Raw genomic sequence first — 16,706 nt, forward strand, 5'->3', positions numbered from 1 at the left:
ATGTCCCCGACTCCGACGACCGTGCTGCGCGGAGGCCTCGTCGCCGACGGGCTCGGTGGTGACCCCTTCCTCGGCGACGTCGTCGTCGCCGGGGAGCGGATCGCTGCCGTCGTCCCGGCGGGCGAGCGACCCGCCGGCGGGTACGACGCGGAGATCGTCGACTGCGCGGGGCGGGTCGTCGCCCCCGGCTTCGTGGACATCCACTGCCACTCCGACCTCAGCCTGCTCGCCTACCCGGACAACGAGAGCCGGATCGGCCAGGGCGTGACCACCGAGGTGGTCGGGAACTGCGGCATGACTCCGGCCCCGGTGGGCGCCGACCTCACCGGCCTGCAGAAGGTCATCAGCACCATCGACGTCACGCCCGACCTGGAGTGGACCTGGAGCGACGTCGCCGGCTGGCTCCAGGCGCTCGACGACTGCCCCACCGCGACCAACGTCGCCGCCCACGTCGGCCACGGGTCCGCGCGGTTCGCCGTGGCCGGCACCAGCACGGACGCCCTCGACGGCGCGGGGCTGGCCGCGCTCGAGCGCGAGGTCGCCGGCGCCTTCGCGGCCGGCGTCGTGGGGGTCAGCCTCGGGCTCATGTACGCCCCCGGCGAGTCGGCGCGCGCCGACGAGCTCGCCTCGGTGGCGCGCATCGTCGCCGCCCATGACGGACTGCTGTCGGCGCACCTGCGCGACTACCGCACGAGCGCCCTGCGCGGGTCGATCGACGAGGTGGCCGGCGCCGTGCACGACGGCGGACCGCGGCTGCAGATCTCGCACCTGCGGGGCATCGGCGGGGAGGACGGATTCCCGGAGGTGCTCGACCACGTCGAGACGCTGCAGGGGTCGGCGGACATCGCGGCCGACGCGTACCCGTACGTCCACGGACACACCACGCTCATCCAGCTGCTGCCTCCGGAGCTGCGCGCGGCCGGACCGGACGCGGTCGTCGACGCCTGCCTCACCTCTCCGGGCGCGATCGCCGACCTCCTCGCGGCCGCCGGCTACGCCCTCCACCAGATCCTCGTCATGAAGGCGACGGCGACGCCCGAGGCCGTGGGCAAGGATCTGACCGAGATTGACGGCGACCCCTGGGTATGGCTCGCCGACCTGCTGGTGGCCAACGACGGGCTCGTCGACGTCGCCGTGGAGAGCGGACGGTGGAGCGACGTCGACCTGGCGCTCGACACCCCCTGGATCTCGGTCGCCTCCGACGGCACGGCGCTGAACCGCACGCACCTGTCGTCCGTCGCGCACCCCCGCTCCTGGGGCGCCTTCTCCGCCGGCTACCGGCGGATGCGGCGACGCGGCACGCCCGTCGGCGAGACCGTCCGACGCCTCACCACCGCGCCGGCGGCGCGCGCCGGCCTCACCAGCGGCATCGTCGAGGGCCACCGCGCCGACCTGGTCGTGCTCGACGACCTCACCTTCGACTCCGCGGCGACGTTCGCCCAGCCGGCGCAGACCTCCGTGGGGCTCGACCACGTCTACGTGGGCGGCACGGCCGTCACCGAGCACGGGCGCCGCACCGGTGCGCGTCCGGGCACTCTCATCAGGAAGGGCCAGCAGTGACCGAGCAAGGAACGCCCCTGGGCGTCGGGATCGTGGGGGTCGGCGGGATCGCGCTGTCCCACATGGCCGCGCTGCGCACCATGACGGGCGCACGGCTCGTCGCCGTGTGCGACCTGGACGCCGACCGCGCCGCCGAGGTGGCGCACACGGAGCGGTGCGCCGGCTACGGGTCGGTCGACGAGCTCCTCGCGGACGACGCCGTCGAGGCCGTCATCGTCTGCACCCCGAACATGACGCACGAGGCGCTCGGCCTCCAGGTCCTCACGGCGGGTCGGCACCTGCTGATGGAGAAGCCCCTGGCGCTGACGCCCGAGGGTGCGCGACGCGTCGCGGCCGAGGCCGACGCACGCGGCCTCGCGCTCGCCGTGGGCCACAGCCACCGGTTCACCGACCAGAGCCTGGCGATCCGCGAGGTCATCGACTCCGGCGACATCGGCACGCCGCGGTTCGTCCGCGTCGTCATGAACGGCGGCTGGATCTGGCCCGGCTGGCAGGCCTGGGTGCTCGACCCCGAGCTCTCCGGCGGTCACTCGCTGCACAACGGCGTCCACCTCATCGACCTCGCGAGCTGGTGGATCGGCGAGCCGGCGACGAGCGTCTTCTCGGTCGGGCAGCACGCCACGAGCGAGGCGCTCCAGATCCACGACTACCTGGTCATGGGCCTCGGCTTCGCGAGCGGTGCCTCGGGGGTGTGCGAGATCAGCCGCGGCGAGCTCCCCCGCAGCGCCGGCTACCTGGAGCTCACCGTCGTGGGCACCGAGGGCGTCCTCTCACGCTCGTGGGACGCCGAGGGCGTCCTCGCCTGGACCGACACCGGCCTCACGGCGTGGGGCGTCGACGGCTCCGGCGGCCGCACCTTCGTCCGCGAGCTCGAGGCGTTCGCCGCCGCGGCGCGCGGCGAGGTCGAGGTCGTCCCACCCGTGTCGGCGGCGATCCACGCCGTCGACGTCGCCGCCGCGTCCGAGGCCTCGCTCCGCGAGGGCCGCACGATGACGATCGGAGCAACGGCATGACCGGCACGCTCACCACCCGGCCCGGACTCGTCCGCGCGCTCGCGGCGATGCACTCCGGCGAGCTCGGGCTCCTGCGGGCAGCGGCGCTCGACGTCGTCGCGGTCGGCGAGGGGGACGCGCTGAGCGTGCTCGGCCCGGACGCGATCGGCGTCCTGCGCGCCGCGACCGGCCCGACGTCGGTCGACTTCCAGGCGCACTCCGCCGCGGACGGGGGCGCGACGACGTTCCTCGGGCGGGCGAGCCACGGGATCGCCGTGAGCGCGCACCTCTCGCTCGTCGACGGCGACGGCGGCGAGCACCTCTACGCGGCGATCCGGCTCGTCGGCACGCACGGCTCCGTGGTCGTGGACCTGCTGCGCCCGCTGCTGGACGTCCGCACCGCGGCCGGGACCACGCGGGTGCCGTTCGGGGTGCCCGGCGCGCAGGTCCCGCCGGAGGACACGACCGACGCCCTGTCCGCGATCGCCGACTCCGCGCGGTCGGGCCGCACGGTAACGACCAACTGGTGAGGGAGAACAGGACATGAAGTGGCTGACGTTCGACGACGGCGGCACCGTCCGGCACGGGTACGTCGAGGGTGACGAGATCGTCGTGGCCGGCGACGGCGACCTGGCGGCCGTGGTCCGGGGCGAGACCGGCGCGACGGAGGTCGGGCGCCGCCCGCTCGCCGGCGCGCGCCTCCTCGCTCCCCTGCTGGCGCCGGGCAAGGTGCTCGCGGTCGCCGCGAACTATCAGGAGCACGTCAAGGAGGCAGGTTTCGAGGCGCGGAAGCAGACGACCGCGACGCCGCGCCTCTTCCTCAAGCCCGACACGGCGATCACGGGCCCGGACGCCCCGGTCGCCCTCAATCCCATCACCACCCAGCTCGACTGGGAGGTGGAGATCGCCGCGGTGATCGGCTGGCGCGCGCAGGGCGTGCCGGTGGGCGACGCGCTGGACCACGTGTTCGGCTACGCCACGAGCAACGACATCTCGGCGCGCAGCCTCGACCTGGGCGTGCCCCGCGACGGCGAGGCCATGACCGGCTTCTTCGACTGGCTCGAGGGCAAGTGGCTCGACGGCTCGGCGCCCCTGGGCCCCTACCTCGTCACCAGCGACGAGGTGCCGGACCCCCAGGACCTCGGGCTCACGCTCGAGCTCAACGGCCAGGTCATGCAGCAGGGCAGCTCGTCCGACATGGTCCACACCGTCGCCGAGCTGGTGTCGTTCAGCTCGCGGCTCATGACCCTCAACCCGGGGGACATCATTCTCACCGGCACACCGTCCGGCGTCGGTGCCACCACCGGCGTCTTCCTCCAGCCCGGCGACACCATGGTCGCCGCGGTCGAGGGACTCGGGTCCCTCACCACCCCAGTCGTGGCGGCGTAGCCGCCGCCCGGAGCCCCCGGGCCTGATCGACGCAGATCAGGCTGTTCCACCCACCACGAGGAGCAATCATGCGATCACGAATCGCCAGGACGGCCGTCGCACTCGGCCTCTCCACAGCCCTGCTGACCGCCTGCGGAGGAGGTGGCGACGACAACGGCGGCGGCGAGGCCGGATCGGACGGGGGCGACCCGACGTCCGCCAACCTCTACCTGTACCAGTCCCCCGTCCAGTTCAACCCGCTGGCACCCGGGCAGGGTGCCGAGCAGCTGACGATGACGCTGGTGTACGACGCCCTGTTCAACGTGGGACCCGACTTCGAGCCGGTCCCCCGGATCGCGGAGTCGTGGGACGTGAACGACGACGCCACGTCCTACACCTTCCACCTGCGCGACGGGCTCGAGTGGAGCGACGGAGAGCAGATCACCGCGGACGACGTCGTCTTCACGTACAACCTGTTCGCCAACCCCGACGTCGCCAGCCCCAACACCGCGCCCTTCCAGGGCGTCGTGGGCTTCGACGAGGTCCAGGAGGGCGCGGCCGACACGCTCGAGGGCATCGTGGCGGACGACGACCAGACCGTGACGATCAACCTCACCGAGCCCACCCCCGGCTTTCTCGCCCTGTTCGGCAGCGGCTTCGGGATCCTCCCCGAGCACGTCCTGGGCGACGTCGAGCCCGCCTCGATCATGGAGGACGAGTTCTTCGACCTGCCCCCCGTCAGCTCCGGGCCCTACGTGATGCGCGAGTTCAACGTCGACCAGAACGTCGTCCTCGACGCGAACCCCAACTACTGGACAGAGGTCGGCATCGACACGCTCTACCTCCAGATGCTCACCAGCGACGTCGCGACCGCCCAGCTCGCCACGGGCGAGACCGACCTCGTCCAGATCGCGCCGCAGGACCTGGAGACGGTCGAGGGGCTCGACGGCGTCACCGTCAGCTCGGCGCCGTCGCCCGGGTTCCTCCGCCTGCTCGTCAACTTCGAGCGGTACGACGACGAGCGGGTCCGCCAGGGACTCCTCATGGCCATCGACCGCCAGGGCATCATCGACGGGATCCTCGGGGGCCACGGCGAGGTCCTCAACAGCACGATCATGACGCCCTGGGCGATCCCCGACGACCTCGAGACCTACGACTACAACCCCGAGGAGGCCACGGCCCTGCTCGAGGAGGCCGGCTTCGACTTCGACCAGGAGCTCCGGATCAGCTGGATCCCGGGCACCGCCGACCGTGACGCGGCCGTCCAGGTCGTCATCGAGAACCTCGGCGCGATCGGCATCAACGTCGTGGCCAACCAGATCGAGGAGGCGAACCAGCTGAGCATGATCGAGAACGCCGAGTACGACCTCATGATCTCGGGCGGCGGCACGTACACCCCCGACCCGACGGTCTCGGCCAACGCCCTGCGCTGCGACGCCATCTTCCCGGCCGGCGGCAACACGTCCCTGTTCTGCAACGAGGAGCTCGACGAGCTGCTCAACCAGGGTGCCGTCACGGCCGACGAGGCCGAGCGCGAGACGATCTACCAGGACGCCGTCCGCCTCGACAACCAGCTGGTGCCCTACCTGTGGCTCTACGTCCCCGACACCCCCTGGGCGGTGAGTGACCGCCTGCAGGGCTTCGAGCCGCACGGCGACTTCGCCAACGGCTTCTGGAACGCCGCCGAGTGGACCGTGACGGACTGATTGCATGCTGAGAGCTCTCGTCCCACGTCTCCTCTCGAGCGTGGCCGTCTTCCTGCTCATCGCCGTCGGACTGTTCGCCCTCACCCGGCTCGCGCCCGGTGACCCCATCGAGATGATGGTGCCGCCGGAGCTGGCGGGGGCCCAGCGGGACGCGTACATCGCGTCGGTCCGCGAGCGGTTCGGTCTCGACCAGCCGGTCGTGGTGCAGTTCTGGCACTGGCTCGGCGGGCTCATGACGGGAGATCTCGGATACTCGTACAACGGTGGCCGGCCGGTCGGCGAGCTGCTCGCCGACCGGCTCGGCCCGACCGCCCTGCTCATGGGCAGCGCGATGACCATCGGCCTGATCGTCGCCATCCCGGCGGGCGTCATCGCTGCCGTGCGACGCAACACCGTCGCGGACTACACGATCAGCTCGGTGAGCGTCGTCGCCATCGCCGTCCCGAGCTTCTTCCTCGGCATGCTCGCCATCTACGTCTTCGCGGTGCAGCTGGGCTGGCTCCCCTCCTCGGGGATGTACAGCAGCGGCCGGGACGACATCGGCGACCTGCTGCGCCACATGGTCATGCCGGTCGGCCTGCTCGCGCTGGCCAACGCGGCCAACTTCATCCGTTACGTCCGCAGCGGCGTGCTCGAGGAGCTGAACAAGGACTACGTCCGCACGATCATCGCGAAAGGCGGGACCCAGGCGCGGGCGCTGCGGCACGCGCTGCGCAACAGCCTCATGTCGCTCGTCACGGTGCTGGCGATGACGATCCCGGTCGCCCTGTCCGGCGCGGTCGTGCTCGAGCAGATCTTCTCGTGGCCCGGGATGGGGCAGCTCGCGATCGACGCCCTCGGGCAGCGCGACTACCCGGTCCTCATCGGGTTCGGGCTGTACATCGCGGTGCTCGTCCTGATCTGCAACCTCATCGCCGACCTGTCCTACACGATCATCGACCCGAGGGTGAGGAAAGCACGATGACGAGCAACGACCAGCTCCCCGCCTCGACCGTCGACCTCGCCCCGACCCCGCAGGAGTCCTCGCCGGACAAGCTCGCCCTGCGTCGGTTCCTCAAGAACCCGGCCGCGGTGATCGGCGTGGTCGCCCTGGTGATCATCGTGCTGGCAAGCGCGCTGGCCCCGTTCATCAGCCCGTACCCGCCCAACGAGATCGACCTGACGAACACCCGGCAGGCGCCGTCCGGCGAGCACTGGCTCGGCACCGACTCGACCGGCCGCGACGTCTTCAGCCGCCTGCTCGCGGGCGGTCAGATCTCCCTCATGGTGGGCTTCCTCGCCGCCCTCATGGCGGTGGTGATCGGCACGCTCGCTGGCGTCGTCGCCGGGTGGTTCGGCGGGATCGTCGACGGGATCATCAGCCGCGTCATCGACATCATGCTGTCGGTGCCGCCGGTCCTGGTGATCATCGTCCTCGCCGGCATCATCGGCCCGAGCGTGCCGATGCTCATCATCGTCATCGCCGGACTCGCGTGGCCGACGCCGGCCCGCATCGCCCGGGGCGTGGTCCTCAGCCTGCGCGAGGAGGAGTTCGTCCAGGCCGCCCGGGCGCTCGGCTCGCGGACCGGGTTCATCCTCTTCCGGCACCTCGTGCCGGGCGTGCTGCCCCCCATCGTGGTCTCGGCGACCCTGCTCGTGGCCGAGTCCGTCCTGCTGGAGTCCTCCCTGTCGTTCCTCGGCGCCGGCGTCCAGCCGCCGGAGTCGAGCTGGGGAAACATGCTCAACGAGGCGCAGTCCCTCACCGTCCTGTCGTCCATGCCGTGGCTGTGGGTGCCGGCCGGTCTCATGATCGCCGTCACCGTCCTGTCGGCGATGGCGATCGGGGACGGCGTCCGAGACGCCATCGACCCGCGGAAGAACAGCTGACATGACGAACGAGACCTCATCCGGGCCCCTGCTCGCCGTGCGCGACCTCACGCTCGACATCGCCACCCCGCACGGCAAGGCGCGCATCCTCGAGGACGTGGCGCTCGAGGTCAACGAGGGGGAGATCGTCGGCGTCGTCGGCGAGTCCGGCTCCGGCAAGAGCATGACCGCCCTCAGCGTGCTGAGGATCCTGCCACCCGGCGCGCGCATCGTCGGCGGAGGCATCGACTTCGAGGGCGTCGACCTCGCCACGCTCGGCTCGGGCCGGATGCGCAGGATCCGCGGACGCCGCATCGCCATGGTCTTCCAGGACCACATGACGACCCTCGACCCCGTGATCTCGATCGGCGCGCAGATCGCGGAGGCGTACCGGATCCACCACCCGCGTGCCTCCCGGTCGGAGGCACGCGCACGCGTGGTCGAGACCCTTGAGCGGGTCGGCGTGCCCGACCCCGCCGACCGGGCGAAGCAGTACCCGCACCAGTGGTCCGGCGGCATGCGCCAGCGGGCGGTCATCGCGATGGCGCTCATCAACGACCCGGACCTCATCATCGCCGACGAGCCGACCACGGCCCTCGACGTGACGATCCAGGCGGAGATCCTCACCCTCCTCCGCGAGCTCCGCGAGCGACGGGGCCTGTCGATCATGCTCATCACGCACGACATGGGAGTGATCGCCGACATGGCCGACCGCATCGTCGTGATGAAGGACGGGAAGGTCGTGGAGACGGGCGAGGCCGAGGCACTCTTCGCCTCCCCGCAGCACCCGTACACGCGCAAGCTGCTCGACGCCGTCCCCCAGCCGTCGGGCGAGGTGGCGGAGCACGGCGGGCCGGAAAGCGCGGAACCGACCGCGCTCGAGGTGAGGGACCTCGTCGTGCAGTACCGACGCGGCTGGCGCAAGCATGGCATCACCGCGGTGGACGGCGTCAGCTTCTCGGTGCCCGAGGGGAAGGTCGTCGGGCTCGTCGGCGAGTCGGGATCGGGCAAGTCGACGATCGGCAAGGCGATCGTCGGGCTCGCCCCGATCACGTCCGGCAGCATCCGGGTCGGCGACGTCGACCTCAAGGACCTGCGAGGCGGTGCCGCGCGCAGATCACGCGCGAACTACGGCATGGTCTTCCAGGACCCGGCGTCGTCCCTCAACCCACGGATGACGATCGGCGAGTGCGTCGCCGAGCCGCTCGTGGCGCACCGGCGCGAGATGTCCCGCGCCGAGCGCCGCGCCCGGGTCGTCGAGCTGCTCGAGCAGGTGCAGCTGCCCGCCGCGTGGAGCACGCGCTTCCCGCACGAGCTCTCCGGCGGCCAGCGGCAACGCGTCGGCATCGCCCGCGCACTGGCGCTCGATCCCGAGCTGCTCATCGCGGACGAACCGACCTCCGCGCTCGACGTCTCGGTCCAGGCCGCCGTGCTCGACGTGTTCCAGGAGCTCCAGCAGAGCCTGGGCTTCTCGTGCCTCTTCATCAGTCACGACCTCGCGGTCGTCGAGCTGCTCTCGGAGAGCGTCGTCGTCCTGCAGCACGGGCAGATCGTCGAGCAGGGCGAGGCGGGCTCGGTCCTCAACGACCCGCAGACCGCGTACGCGCGCCGCCTCATCGACGCCGCGCCGATCCCCGACCCCGCCCGTCAGCGGGCCCGCCACACCGTCACCGTCTAACACCGTCCGAGTAGTCCGATCGGCCGGCGCAGTTCGAGCTGGCCGATCCACCCGAGCAGTCCGATCAGCCTGATCGGTCCGAGCAGTCCAAGCAGTCCAAGCAGTCCGACCAAGGAGCACACCCATGCGCGTCATGACCGTCTACGCCCATCCCGCCGACACCATCACCAACTGCGGAGGCACGCTCGCGCTGCACGCCGACGCCGGTGACGACATCGTCGCGGTGATCCTCACGCACGGCGGCCGCATCCACCCCAACGTCTACGCCGAGGAGGCACGCAAGTCGGACGCCGACCAGGCGCTCCTCGCGGCCGACCGGGCGGAGATCATCGAGAACAAGAAGGGCGAGCTGCGCCGCGCCGCCGAGTTCGTCGGGATCGGCACGATCGAGTTCCTCGACCACGACGACGCCATCAGCGTCGTCCGCGAGGACATGGTCGACGAGGTCGCCGAGCTCATCGCCAAGCACCGGCCGGACGTCATCATCGCCGACTACCCGCAGAACCCCGCGGTGACGAACTCCGCCCACACCATCGCCACGATGACGCTCATCGCCGCGCTCGACCGGGCGTCCCAGTTCCTCAAGAACATCGACGGCAAGGAGGAGGTCAACGTCAAGCAGGTGTTCCTCGGCGGCCTCCCGGTCATGGCGAGCGACGCCCTGTCCACCTACGGCGTCCGCAACGACCTCTTCATCGACATCAGCTCGGTCGTCGGTCGCAAGATCGCGGCGATGGACTGCTTCACCAGCCAGGGCTACGACGGCCCGTTCGCCCGCAAGCTCATCGAGGCGAGCAACGGCGAGTTCGGACGCTCCGCCGGAGTGGCGCTCGCCGAGCCCTACGTCCGGTTCCGCGCCGAGACCCGGTCGCTGCTGCCGCTGACGGAGTACGCCGAGGCGGCCGACCCGCTCACGCGCCACGTGGCGTACTCCCAGTTCGACGTGCGCCGGGAGTTCCCGGTCGACTGATCGTCCGACCGCGACCACGACCACGACCACGACCACGACCATCAGCCCTGGAGTGTCTGTGACCACGACCGCCTTGCCCGACCTCGTCGGGCGCCCGATCGACGAGCTGCCGACCCCCGCGGTGCTGATCGACGTGCCCACGGTGCGTCGCAACATCGCGCAGATGGCGCAGGTCGCGCGCGACTTCGGCGTCGCTCTGCGCCCGCACTGGAAGACGAGCAAGTGCGCCGAGGTCGCGCGCATGCAGCTCGAGGCGGGGGCGGTCGGGCTGACGGCGGCGACGGCGGCGGAGGTCGAGGCGCTCGTCGACGCCGGGATCGGGGACGTCTTCTGGGCGTACCCGCCCGTGGGTCCCCACCGCGTCGGGACGGCGCTGCGCGCCGCCCGGCGCACGCGGCTGATCGTCGGGGTCGACTCGCTCGAGTCGGCCCGTCCGCTCGCCGAGGCCTCCGCCGCCGAGGGGGTCGACGTCGAGGTCCGCCTCGAGGTCGACACCGGGCTGCGGCGCACGGGGGTCGACCCCGACGACGCGCTGCCGGTCGCCCGGCGCCTCGCGGCCCTGCCGGGGCTCATGCTCGAGGGGGTCTTCACGCACGAGGGGCACGTCCAGGGGCTCGGCGCCGACCCCGAGCGCCGCATGGAGGTCGGCACGGCGGCGGGTCGGCTGCTCGCGGAGGTCGCCGAGCGGCTGCGGGCGGACGAGCTCGCGCCCGAAAGCGTCTCGGTCGGCTCGACCGCCGGCGCGCGCTCCGCCCCGAGCGCGGCGGGCGTGACCGAGGCCCGCCCGGGCACGTACGTCTACGGCGACGAGAACCAGGTCGCCATCGGCACGGTCGACCCTGCCGACACCGCGTCGACCGTGCTCAGCCGGGTCGTCAGCACGCAGCGCGGCGATCCGGTCGTCGTCGACGCCGGGATCAAGGCCATGAGCTCGGACGGTTCCCTGCACGGCGACGGGAGGATCGGCACCGTCGTCTCCGACTCGGGGGGTGTGCTGGCGACCGGCTACGAGGAGCACGGGGTGCTCCGCGGCGCATCGCCACTGAGGGTTGGTGACCTCGTCCGGATCCGCCCGAACCACGCCTGCGGGCTCACGAACATGCACGACCACGTCCTCGCCGTCGACGGCGGCATCGTCGTCGACGTCTGGCCCGTCCTGGGCCGCCACTAGGAAGGAACCACGTTGCAGCAGATCTCAGCACCCACCGCACCGGCACCCGCCGGCCCCTACTCGTCCGGCATCGTCAGCGGCGGCTTCCTGTTCCTCGCGGGGCAGGGCCCGTTCGACGCCGACAGCAAATTGGTCGGTGAGACGTTCGCGGACCAGGTCCGGCAGACGTTCGCCAACCTCGAGGCTGTCGCCAATGCGGCGGGCACGTCGATGACGAACGCGGTCCGCATCGGCGTCTACCTCAACGACATGGCCGACTGGCCCGAGTTCAACGAGGTCTCGAAGGAGCATCTGTCCGAGCCCTACCCGGCGCGCACGTCGATCCAGGCCGACCTCAGCGGCTTCCTGGTCGAGATCGATGCGGTCGTCGCCCTGTCTCCGGGCGCGTGACGCGCATGGAGCTCATGCGCATCGGCGCGGCCGGCAGCGAACGGCCCGTCGTCCGGCAGGACGGCACCACCTACGCGCTGGACGGCCTCACGACAGACATCGACGGCGCCTTCCTCGCGGACGACGGGATCGGCCGCGTCGCCCGCGCGCTCGCCGCCGGGGAGCTGCCCCAGGTGGACGTCGAGGGCGAACGCGTCGGTGCGCCGATCGCCCGTCCCACCGCGGTGCTCTGCATCGGCCAGAACTACGCGGCGCACGCCGCGGAGTCCGGGTCCGAGCCGCCCAGCGAGCTCATCGTCTTCCTCAAGCACCCCAACACCGTCGTCGGGCCCTTCGACGACGTCGTCATCCCCCCGGGCGCCGAGAAGGTCGACTGGGAGGTCGAGCTCGGCGTGGTGATCGGGAGCGCCGCGAGTCGGCTCACCTCGCGCGAGGAGGCCGAGGCCGCGATCGCCGGGTACGTCGTGTGCAACGACGTCTCGGAGCGGGAGCACCAACTCGTCACCTCGCTGGGACAGTGGTCCAAGGGCAAGACCGCGCCGACGTTCTGCCCCGTCGGGCCCGTGCTCGTCCCCGCCGACGAGGTGGACCCGGGGGACCTGCGGATCTGGTCGACGGTGAACGGGCAGGCGCGGCAGGACTCGACCACGGCCGACCTCATCTTCGACGTGCCCACCATCGTCCAGGAGCTGTCGCAGTACGTCCGGCTCGAGCCCGGCGACCTCATCAGCACCGGAACGCCGCAGGGCGTCGCGCTGTCGGGTCGCTTCCCCTACCTCGCGGCCGGGGACGTCATGGAGATGGGGGTGTCCGGCCTAGGCCAGCAGCGTTCCCGCCTCGTCTCCGACGAGTGAGCGGACTTCTGTCCGCTCCGGATGACGAATGAGCGGGGTTCGGTCCGCTCCACCTGACGAGTGAGCGCGGTGCGTTCCGGGTGGCGAGTGGCGAGTGAGCGGACTTCTGCTCATCGGGGAGCGGGTCGCGGTGTCGCGCGGTGTCGCCGTCGCCCAGTCAATCGGGTAACCATCGAGGCAGTCCCCCCGGGGAACTGCCTCGGTGGTTACCTCGCTGACTCACCGACCAGACCGGGCCGGCGCCGGGCACGACGACGAGGGGCGGGCCCCGCATCCTGATGGGTGCGGGGCCTGCCCGATACATGAGCGCCGCCCCGACCACGGTCCGGGCGGCGCTCATCGGTGGAGCGGACGTCCGCTCACTCGTGGAAAACTCCCCTCACTCGTGAGAGGTGGTCAGCGGCGGACTCCGAGAGTGTCGGTGCCGTTGCCGTCCCAGTCACCCACGAGCACCTGGTCACCGGCGCGGCCATAGGTCAGCTCGATGTCCGCGTACCCGCCGGCGATCTCGTTCTTCACGAAGTACGCGTTCCCACGACGCACCGCGAACGAGTCCACCGAGTCACCGTCCCAGTCACCGACCAGCACGACGTCGCCGGCGCGGCCGTAGGAGATGACCTGGTCGGCCCACCCGTCCCGCACCTCGTTGGCCACGAAGAACCCATTGCCCCGCCGGACCGTGAAGGTGTCCAGGCCGTCCCCGTCCCAGTCACCGACCAGCACCTCGTCATCAGCTCGCCCGTAGGCCACCTCGACGTCCGCATCGCCGGACACGAGGGTGTTGAGCACGAGGTACTCGTTCCCCCGCCGCACGGCGAAGGAGTCCGCCGAGTCGCCGTCGAAGTCCCCCGCCAGCAGCACATCACCCGCACGCCCGTACGTGAACGCCGGCTCCGCGGTCGCCGCGGCGGGGTCGTTGGTCACGTGGATCGCATTCCCCCGGCGCAGCGCCAGGGTGTCGGTCCCGTCCCCGTCCCAGTCCCCCACGAACACCTCATCGCTGACGCGGCCAAACTCGAAGACCACGTCCGCAACGCCATCCCAACCGTTGTTCAGGAAGAACCCGATCCCCGGCGCCGGCACCACCGACTCACCCGGCCCCGGCTCCCCCGGCTCCCCCGGCTCCCCCGGCTCCCCCGGCTCCCCCGGCTCACCCGGCTCACCTGGCTCCCCCGGTTCCCCCGGTTCCCCCGGTTCACCGGCGTCACCCGTCGTCGTGAACGTCGCCACCGGCGACACGGCCGAGTCCTCGTTCTCGCTCTCCGCCACCACGTACCAGCCGTACGTGGTCCCGGGCGCCAGACCGGTCCACTCGACCGACGCCGTCTCGCCCGAGGCGACCTCGTCGGCACCGATGGTCTCGTCCGACAGCACGGCCACCGAGACGGCGTCCGTCGCGATCGAGGTCGTCCGCGAGGTGAGGTTGACGGGGAGCGTCATATCGTCCGCCGTCGCGTTGTAGCGGTTGTGGGTGTCGAACTCGGTCGCGCCGTGATCGTCGAGACGCGGCGAGTAGGTGTCGACCGTCATCTCGGACCGGTCCACGTCGAACTGCAGCAGCCGGAAGAACCCAGTGGCGCGCAGGTCGTCGACCTCGTAGTTCTGGTAGTTCGCCAACAGCTCGACCACGTGGTGCCCGGGCTCGGCCACGTCCGTCCGAACGTTCGTGCCGACCCCGCCGATGTGGCCGTTCAGCGTGAGGAAAACGTTCGGGCTCTGCGAGACGACCGCGTCGAAGATCCGCTGACCGTCGGGAGTGCCGAAGGCCGCGCCGCGCCCGTCGCGTGACGACGACGAGCGGATGTAGATGTGCGTCGCGATGATGCCGTTGCGGTCGGGGTGCTCGGCGAGGATCTCGCGCGCCCAGGTCAGCTGGGCGTCCGAGGTCCAGTACGGAAGGTGGACCGCGATGAAGTCCAGGCCCCCGGCCGTGAACAGGTCATAGTGCGCCGAATTGTCACCGGGCTGCCAGGGTCCGCCGTACTCCGCGTTCTCCCAGCCATCGGACAGCGCCCCGTACCGTTCCGGGCCGAAGTACTCGTTGAACATATCGTTGTTCGCGCCGTAGATACTGTCGCGGTTGCCCGGGAGGGTGCCGTTCGGGATTCCGGCGTCGTCGAGGATCGACTGCATCTCGCTCGCGAACCGGTACTCGTCGTGGATGAGCCCCATCCACTCCTCGTCGTCGGTGGCGATGGTGTGGTTCTGCACGAGGTCGCCGGTATGGAACGCGTAGGCGAGGCGGTGCTCGTCCTCGTTCTCCACGAGCCAGTCGACGATGCCACGGTAGGAGTCGGCGAACAGCTCGCGCTCGTCCTCGGGCACGGTGCCCGGTTCGCCGCCGGAGGCACCGACCGCGCCCTCGGAGTAGAACTGGGTGTCCGAGACGTGGGCGAGCGAGAAGTCGTACGTCGACGGGTCGCGGAACTCGCCGTCGGGGGCATCGTCGCTGTCGTCGTCGAAGGGATCGTAGCCCTCGACAAGGAGGTGGACCTCGCCGGCGTCGTCGTGGTCCGAGGTGGCGGAGCCGGACACGTGGGTGTCCCCGTCGACCTGGCCGCGCACGTCGGCGAGCTCCTCCCACACGAGGTCCTGGGCGTTCCACGCGTGCAGACGGACGCCGCGGGCCGGGTCGACCTGACCGGACCAGGAGACGAGCAGGTCGTCATCGTCGGTGGCCTCGACGGGCACGTCGAAGCGCTGATAGGTCACGCCCTGGGCGGCCGGGCTGCGCAGCACCTCGTCGTCCCCGGGGCGCAGTGCGTCGGTCGCTGCCTCCTCCTGACCGGTGAGGTCGAGCTGGTCCAACGGCAGCTCGTCGGCCACGCCCTGCCATGCGGCGTCCGGATACGTGGGGTCGGCGGCGTAGAAGGTGGTGGCGACGTCGGAGTCGTTCGGGTCCGTGACCTCCACCGACAGGTCGGCGCTCGGACCGTCGACGACCGCACCGCTGTGCGGGTTCATCGCCCCGATCGTCGGCGAGCCCGGCGCGGCGGTGAAGGGCACCACGTGACCCGAAGCGTTGCCGAGCTGGTCGCCGGACTCGACGACGAGCTCGTGCTCGCCCGCCGAGAGGTCGTCGGTGCTGATCGTCTGGCCAAGCTGCACGGGGTCGCCGTCGAGGAAGACCTCGACGAGTCCACGCACACCGGCGTCGTCAGCCACTTCCGCACCGATCGTGAACTCGCCGACGACGACGTCGCCGGCTGCGGGAGTCGAGGAGACGAGCGCAGGTCCCGTGTTGTCGACGATCAGCCTCTGGGTGGTCATGGCACCCGAAGCCGTCGTGGCGGTGACCGCGTAGTTGCCGTCGCCCACGCCGCTCGTGTCGAACATGTGCAGCAGGCCGGAGCCGGGCGTCGCCTCGCCCCCGATGGTGAAGGTCAGGTCCTGGGTGGCGCTCCGAGCGGTGGTCGACATGCAGCTGCCGACGTCGACCGTGACGTCGTCCGGGTTGGCGGCGTCCCGGATCTCCGTCCCGTCGGCGAGGACGAGCCGGAAGTCGTCGAGGACGAGGTCATCGACGTCGATGCCGCACGCGCCCGGGCGTGGGACGGCGCCGATCGTGATGTGGTTCTCGCCCAGGACGAGGAGCTCGTACGGGACCTCCACGCGGGTGGGCTCGCCCGCGTCGGTCTCGACGTTCGTCAGCCGGGTGCCGTTGACGACGAAGTAGCTGGCGGAGCCGAGCGACATCGAGCTGCTGCCGACGTCGACCTGGAAGAGCGCGTCCTCGCCTCCGCCGAGCGTCGTGCGGGCCCGGACGTCCTCACCGTCGATCGACATGGACTCGAGCGGGTCGGTCCCCGACGTCGGGCTCGCGACGAGGGTCTGCCGCCCGGAGAGCCGGGTGCCGTCGGCGGGCGTGAGCGTCGGCGCCCCGGCCGCCTCCTGCTCCGGGCCGGCCGTCGCCGGTTCGTGCTCGAGCGGGAGGACGGGACCGGCCGACCCGCCCTGGTCGTCGGCGGGTTCGGCGGGTTCGAACCGTACGGCGCCCGGGGCCGCCACCGCGGGGAGAGCGGCGCCCGGGCCAGCCGCCGCAGGAAGCGCGGCACCCACCATCAGTGAGGCGAGGGCGATCGCCGTGAGGCGACGCGGTCTGCGAGTAGCCATCGGTCGGAACTCCTTCGGAGGCGAAACCGTGGTTAGCGACCGGTACAACCAGGCTGCCC

Annotated in this window: 13 protein-coding genes; 12 read left to right on the forward strand and 1 reads right to left on the reverse strand. The window is 71.3% G+C overall.

Translation table 11 applies throughout. The features are described from left to right. The 12 genes from AC24HA_RS13895 (at position 1) to AC24HA_RS13950 (ending at position 12,534) form a co-directional block, all read left to right on the forward strand. Positions 1-1,560 carry an N-acyl-D-amino-acid deacylase family protein gene (locus tag AC24HA_RS13895; RefSeq protein WP_425709814.1) on the forward strand — a complete coding sequence of 520 codons (1,560 nt, stop codon included), beginning with the start codon at positions 1-3 and terminating at the stop codon, positions 1,558-1,560. After that, positions 1,557-2,573 carry a Gfo/Idh/MocA family protein gene (locus AC24HA_RS13900; protein ID WP_425709815.1) on the forward strand — a complete coding sequence of 339 codons (1,017 nt, stop codon included), beginning with the start codon at positions 1,557-1,559 and terminating at the stop codon, positions 2,571-2,573. The genes AC24HA_RS13895 and AC24HA_RS13900 overlap by 4 nt, the downstream gene beginning before the upstream one ends. Beyond that, positions 2,570-3,082, forward strand: a complete 513-nt coding sequence (locus AC24HA_RS13905) for a hypothetical protein (RefSeq protein ID WP_425709816.1) — start codon at positions 2,570-2,572, stop codon at positions 3,080-3,082. The genes AC24HA_RS13900 and AC24HA_RS13905 overlap by 4 nt, the downstream gene beginning before the upstream one ends. A 13-nt stretch (positions 3,083-3,095) precedes the next feature. Further along, positions 3,096-3,941 (forward strand): fumarylacetoacetate hydrolase family protein, encoded by an 846-nt coding sequence (locus AC24HA_RS13910; protein ID WP_425709817.1) that lies wholly within the window; start codon positions 3,096-3,098, stop codon positions 3,939-3,941. A gap of 68 nt (positions 3,942-4,009) precedes the next feature. Then, a complete protein-coding gene (locus AC24HA_RS13915; RefSeq protein WP_425709818.1) occupies positions 4,010-5,626 on the forward strand; it encodes an ABC transporter substrate-binding protein in 1,617 nt (538 codons plus the stop codon). A 4-nt stretch (positions 5,627-5,630) separates the two neighbouring features. After that, a complete protein-coding gene (locus AC24HA_RS13920) occupies positions 5,631-6,590 on the forward strand; it encodes an ABC transporter permease (protein ID WP_425709819.1) in 960 nt (319 codons plus the stop codon). Then, positions 6,587-7,492 (forward strand): oligopeptide ABC transporter permease, encoded by a 906-nt coding sequence (gene opp4C, locus AC24HA_RS13925; protein WP_425709820.1) that lies wholly within the window; start codon positions 6,587-6,589, stop codon positions 7,490-7,492. The genes AC24HA_RS13920 and opp4C overlap by 4 nt, the downstream gene beginning before the upstream one ends. A 1-nt stretch (position 7,493) precedes the next feature. Then, positions 7,494-9,149, forward strand: coding sequence for an ABC transporter ATP-binding protein (locus AC24HA_RS13930; protein WP_425709821.1), 1,656 nt, complete (start codon positions 7,494-7,496; stop codon positions 9,147-9,149). A gap of 124 nt (positions 9,150-9,273) precedes the next feature. Then, positions 9,274-10,119, forward strand: a complete 846-nt coding sequence (locus AC24HA_RS13935) for a PIG-L deacetylase family protein (RefSeq protein WP_425709822.1) — start codon at positions 9,274-9,276, stop codon at positions 10,117-10,119. 58 nt (positions 10,120-10,177) lie between these two features. After that, positions 10,178-11,290, forward strand: coding sequence for an alanine racemase (locus tag AC24HA_RS13940; protein ID WP_425709823.1), 1,113 nt, complete (start codon positions 10,178-10,180; stop codon positions 11,288-11,290). Between the two features lie 12 nt (positions 11,291-11,302). Continuing rightward, complete coding sequence (locus tag AC24HA_RS13945) at positions 11,303-11,680, forward strand: RidA family protein (RefSeq protein ID WP_425709824.1); 378 nt, start codon at positions 11,303-11,305, stop codon at positions 11,678-11,680. Between the two features lie 5 nt (positions 11,681-11,685). Beyond that, a complete protein-coding gene (locus AC24HA_RS13950; RefSeq protein ID WP_425709825.1) occupies positions 11,686-12,534 on the forward strand; it encodes a fumarylacetoacetate hydrolase family protein in 849 nt (282 codons plus the stop codon). Between the two features lie 396 nt (positions 12,535-12,930). Here the strand turns inward: AC24HA_RS13950 and AC24HA_RS13955 are convergent, their stop codons facing one another. Next, positions 12,931-16,647: a metallophosphoesterase family protein gene (locus AC24HA_RS13955; protein WP_425709826.1), complete on the reverse strand. Its 3,717-nt coding sequence runs from the start codon at positions 16,645-16,647 to the stop codon at positions 12,931-12,933. Between the last annotated feature and the right edge of the window lie 59 nt (positions 16,648-16,706).

The organism is Georgenia sp. Z1491, from assembly GCF_057652395.1.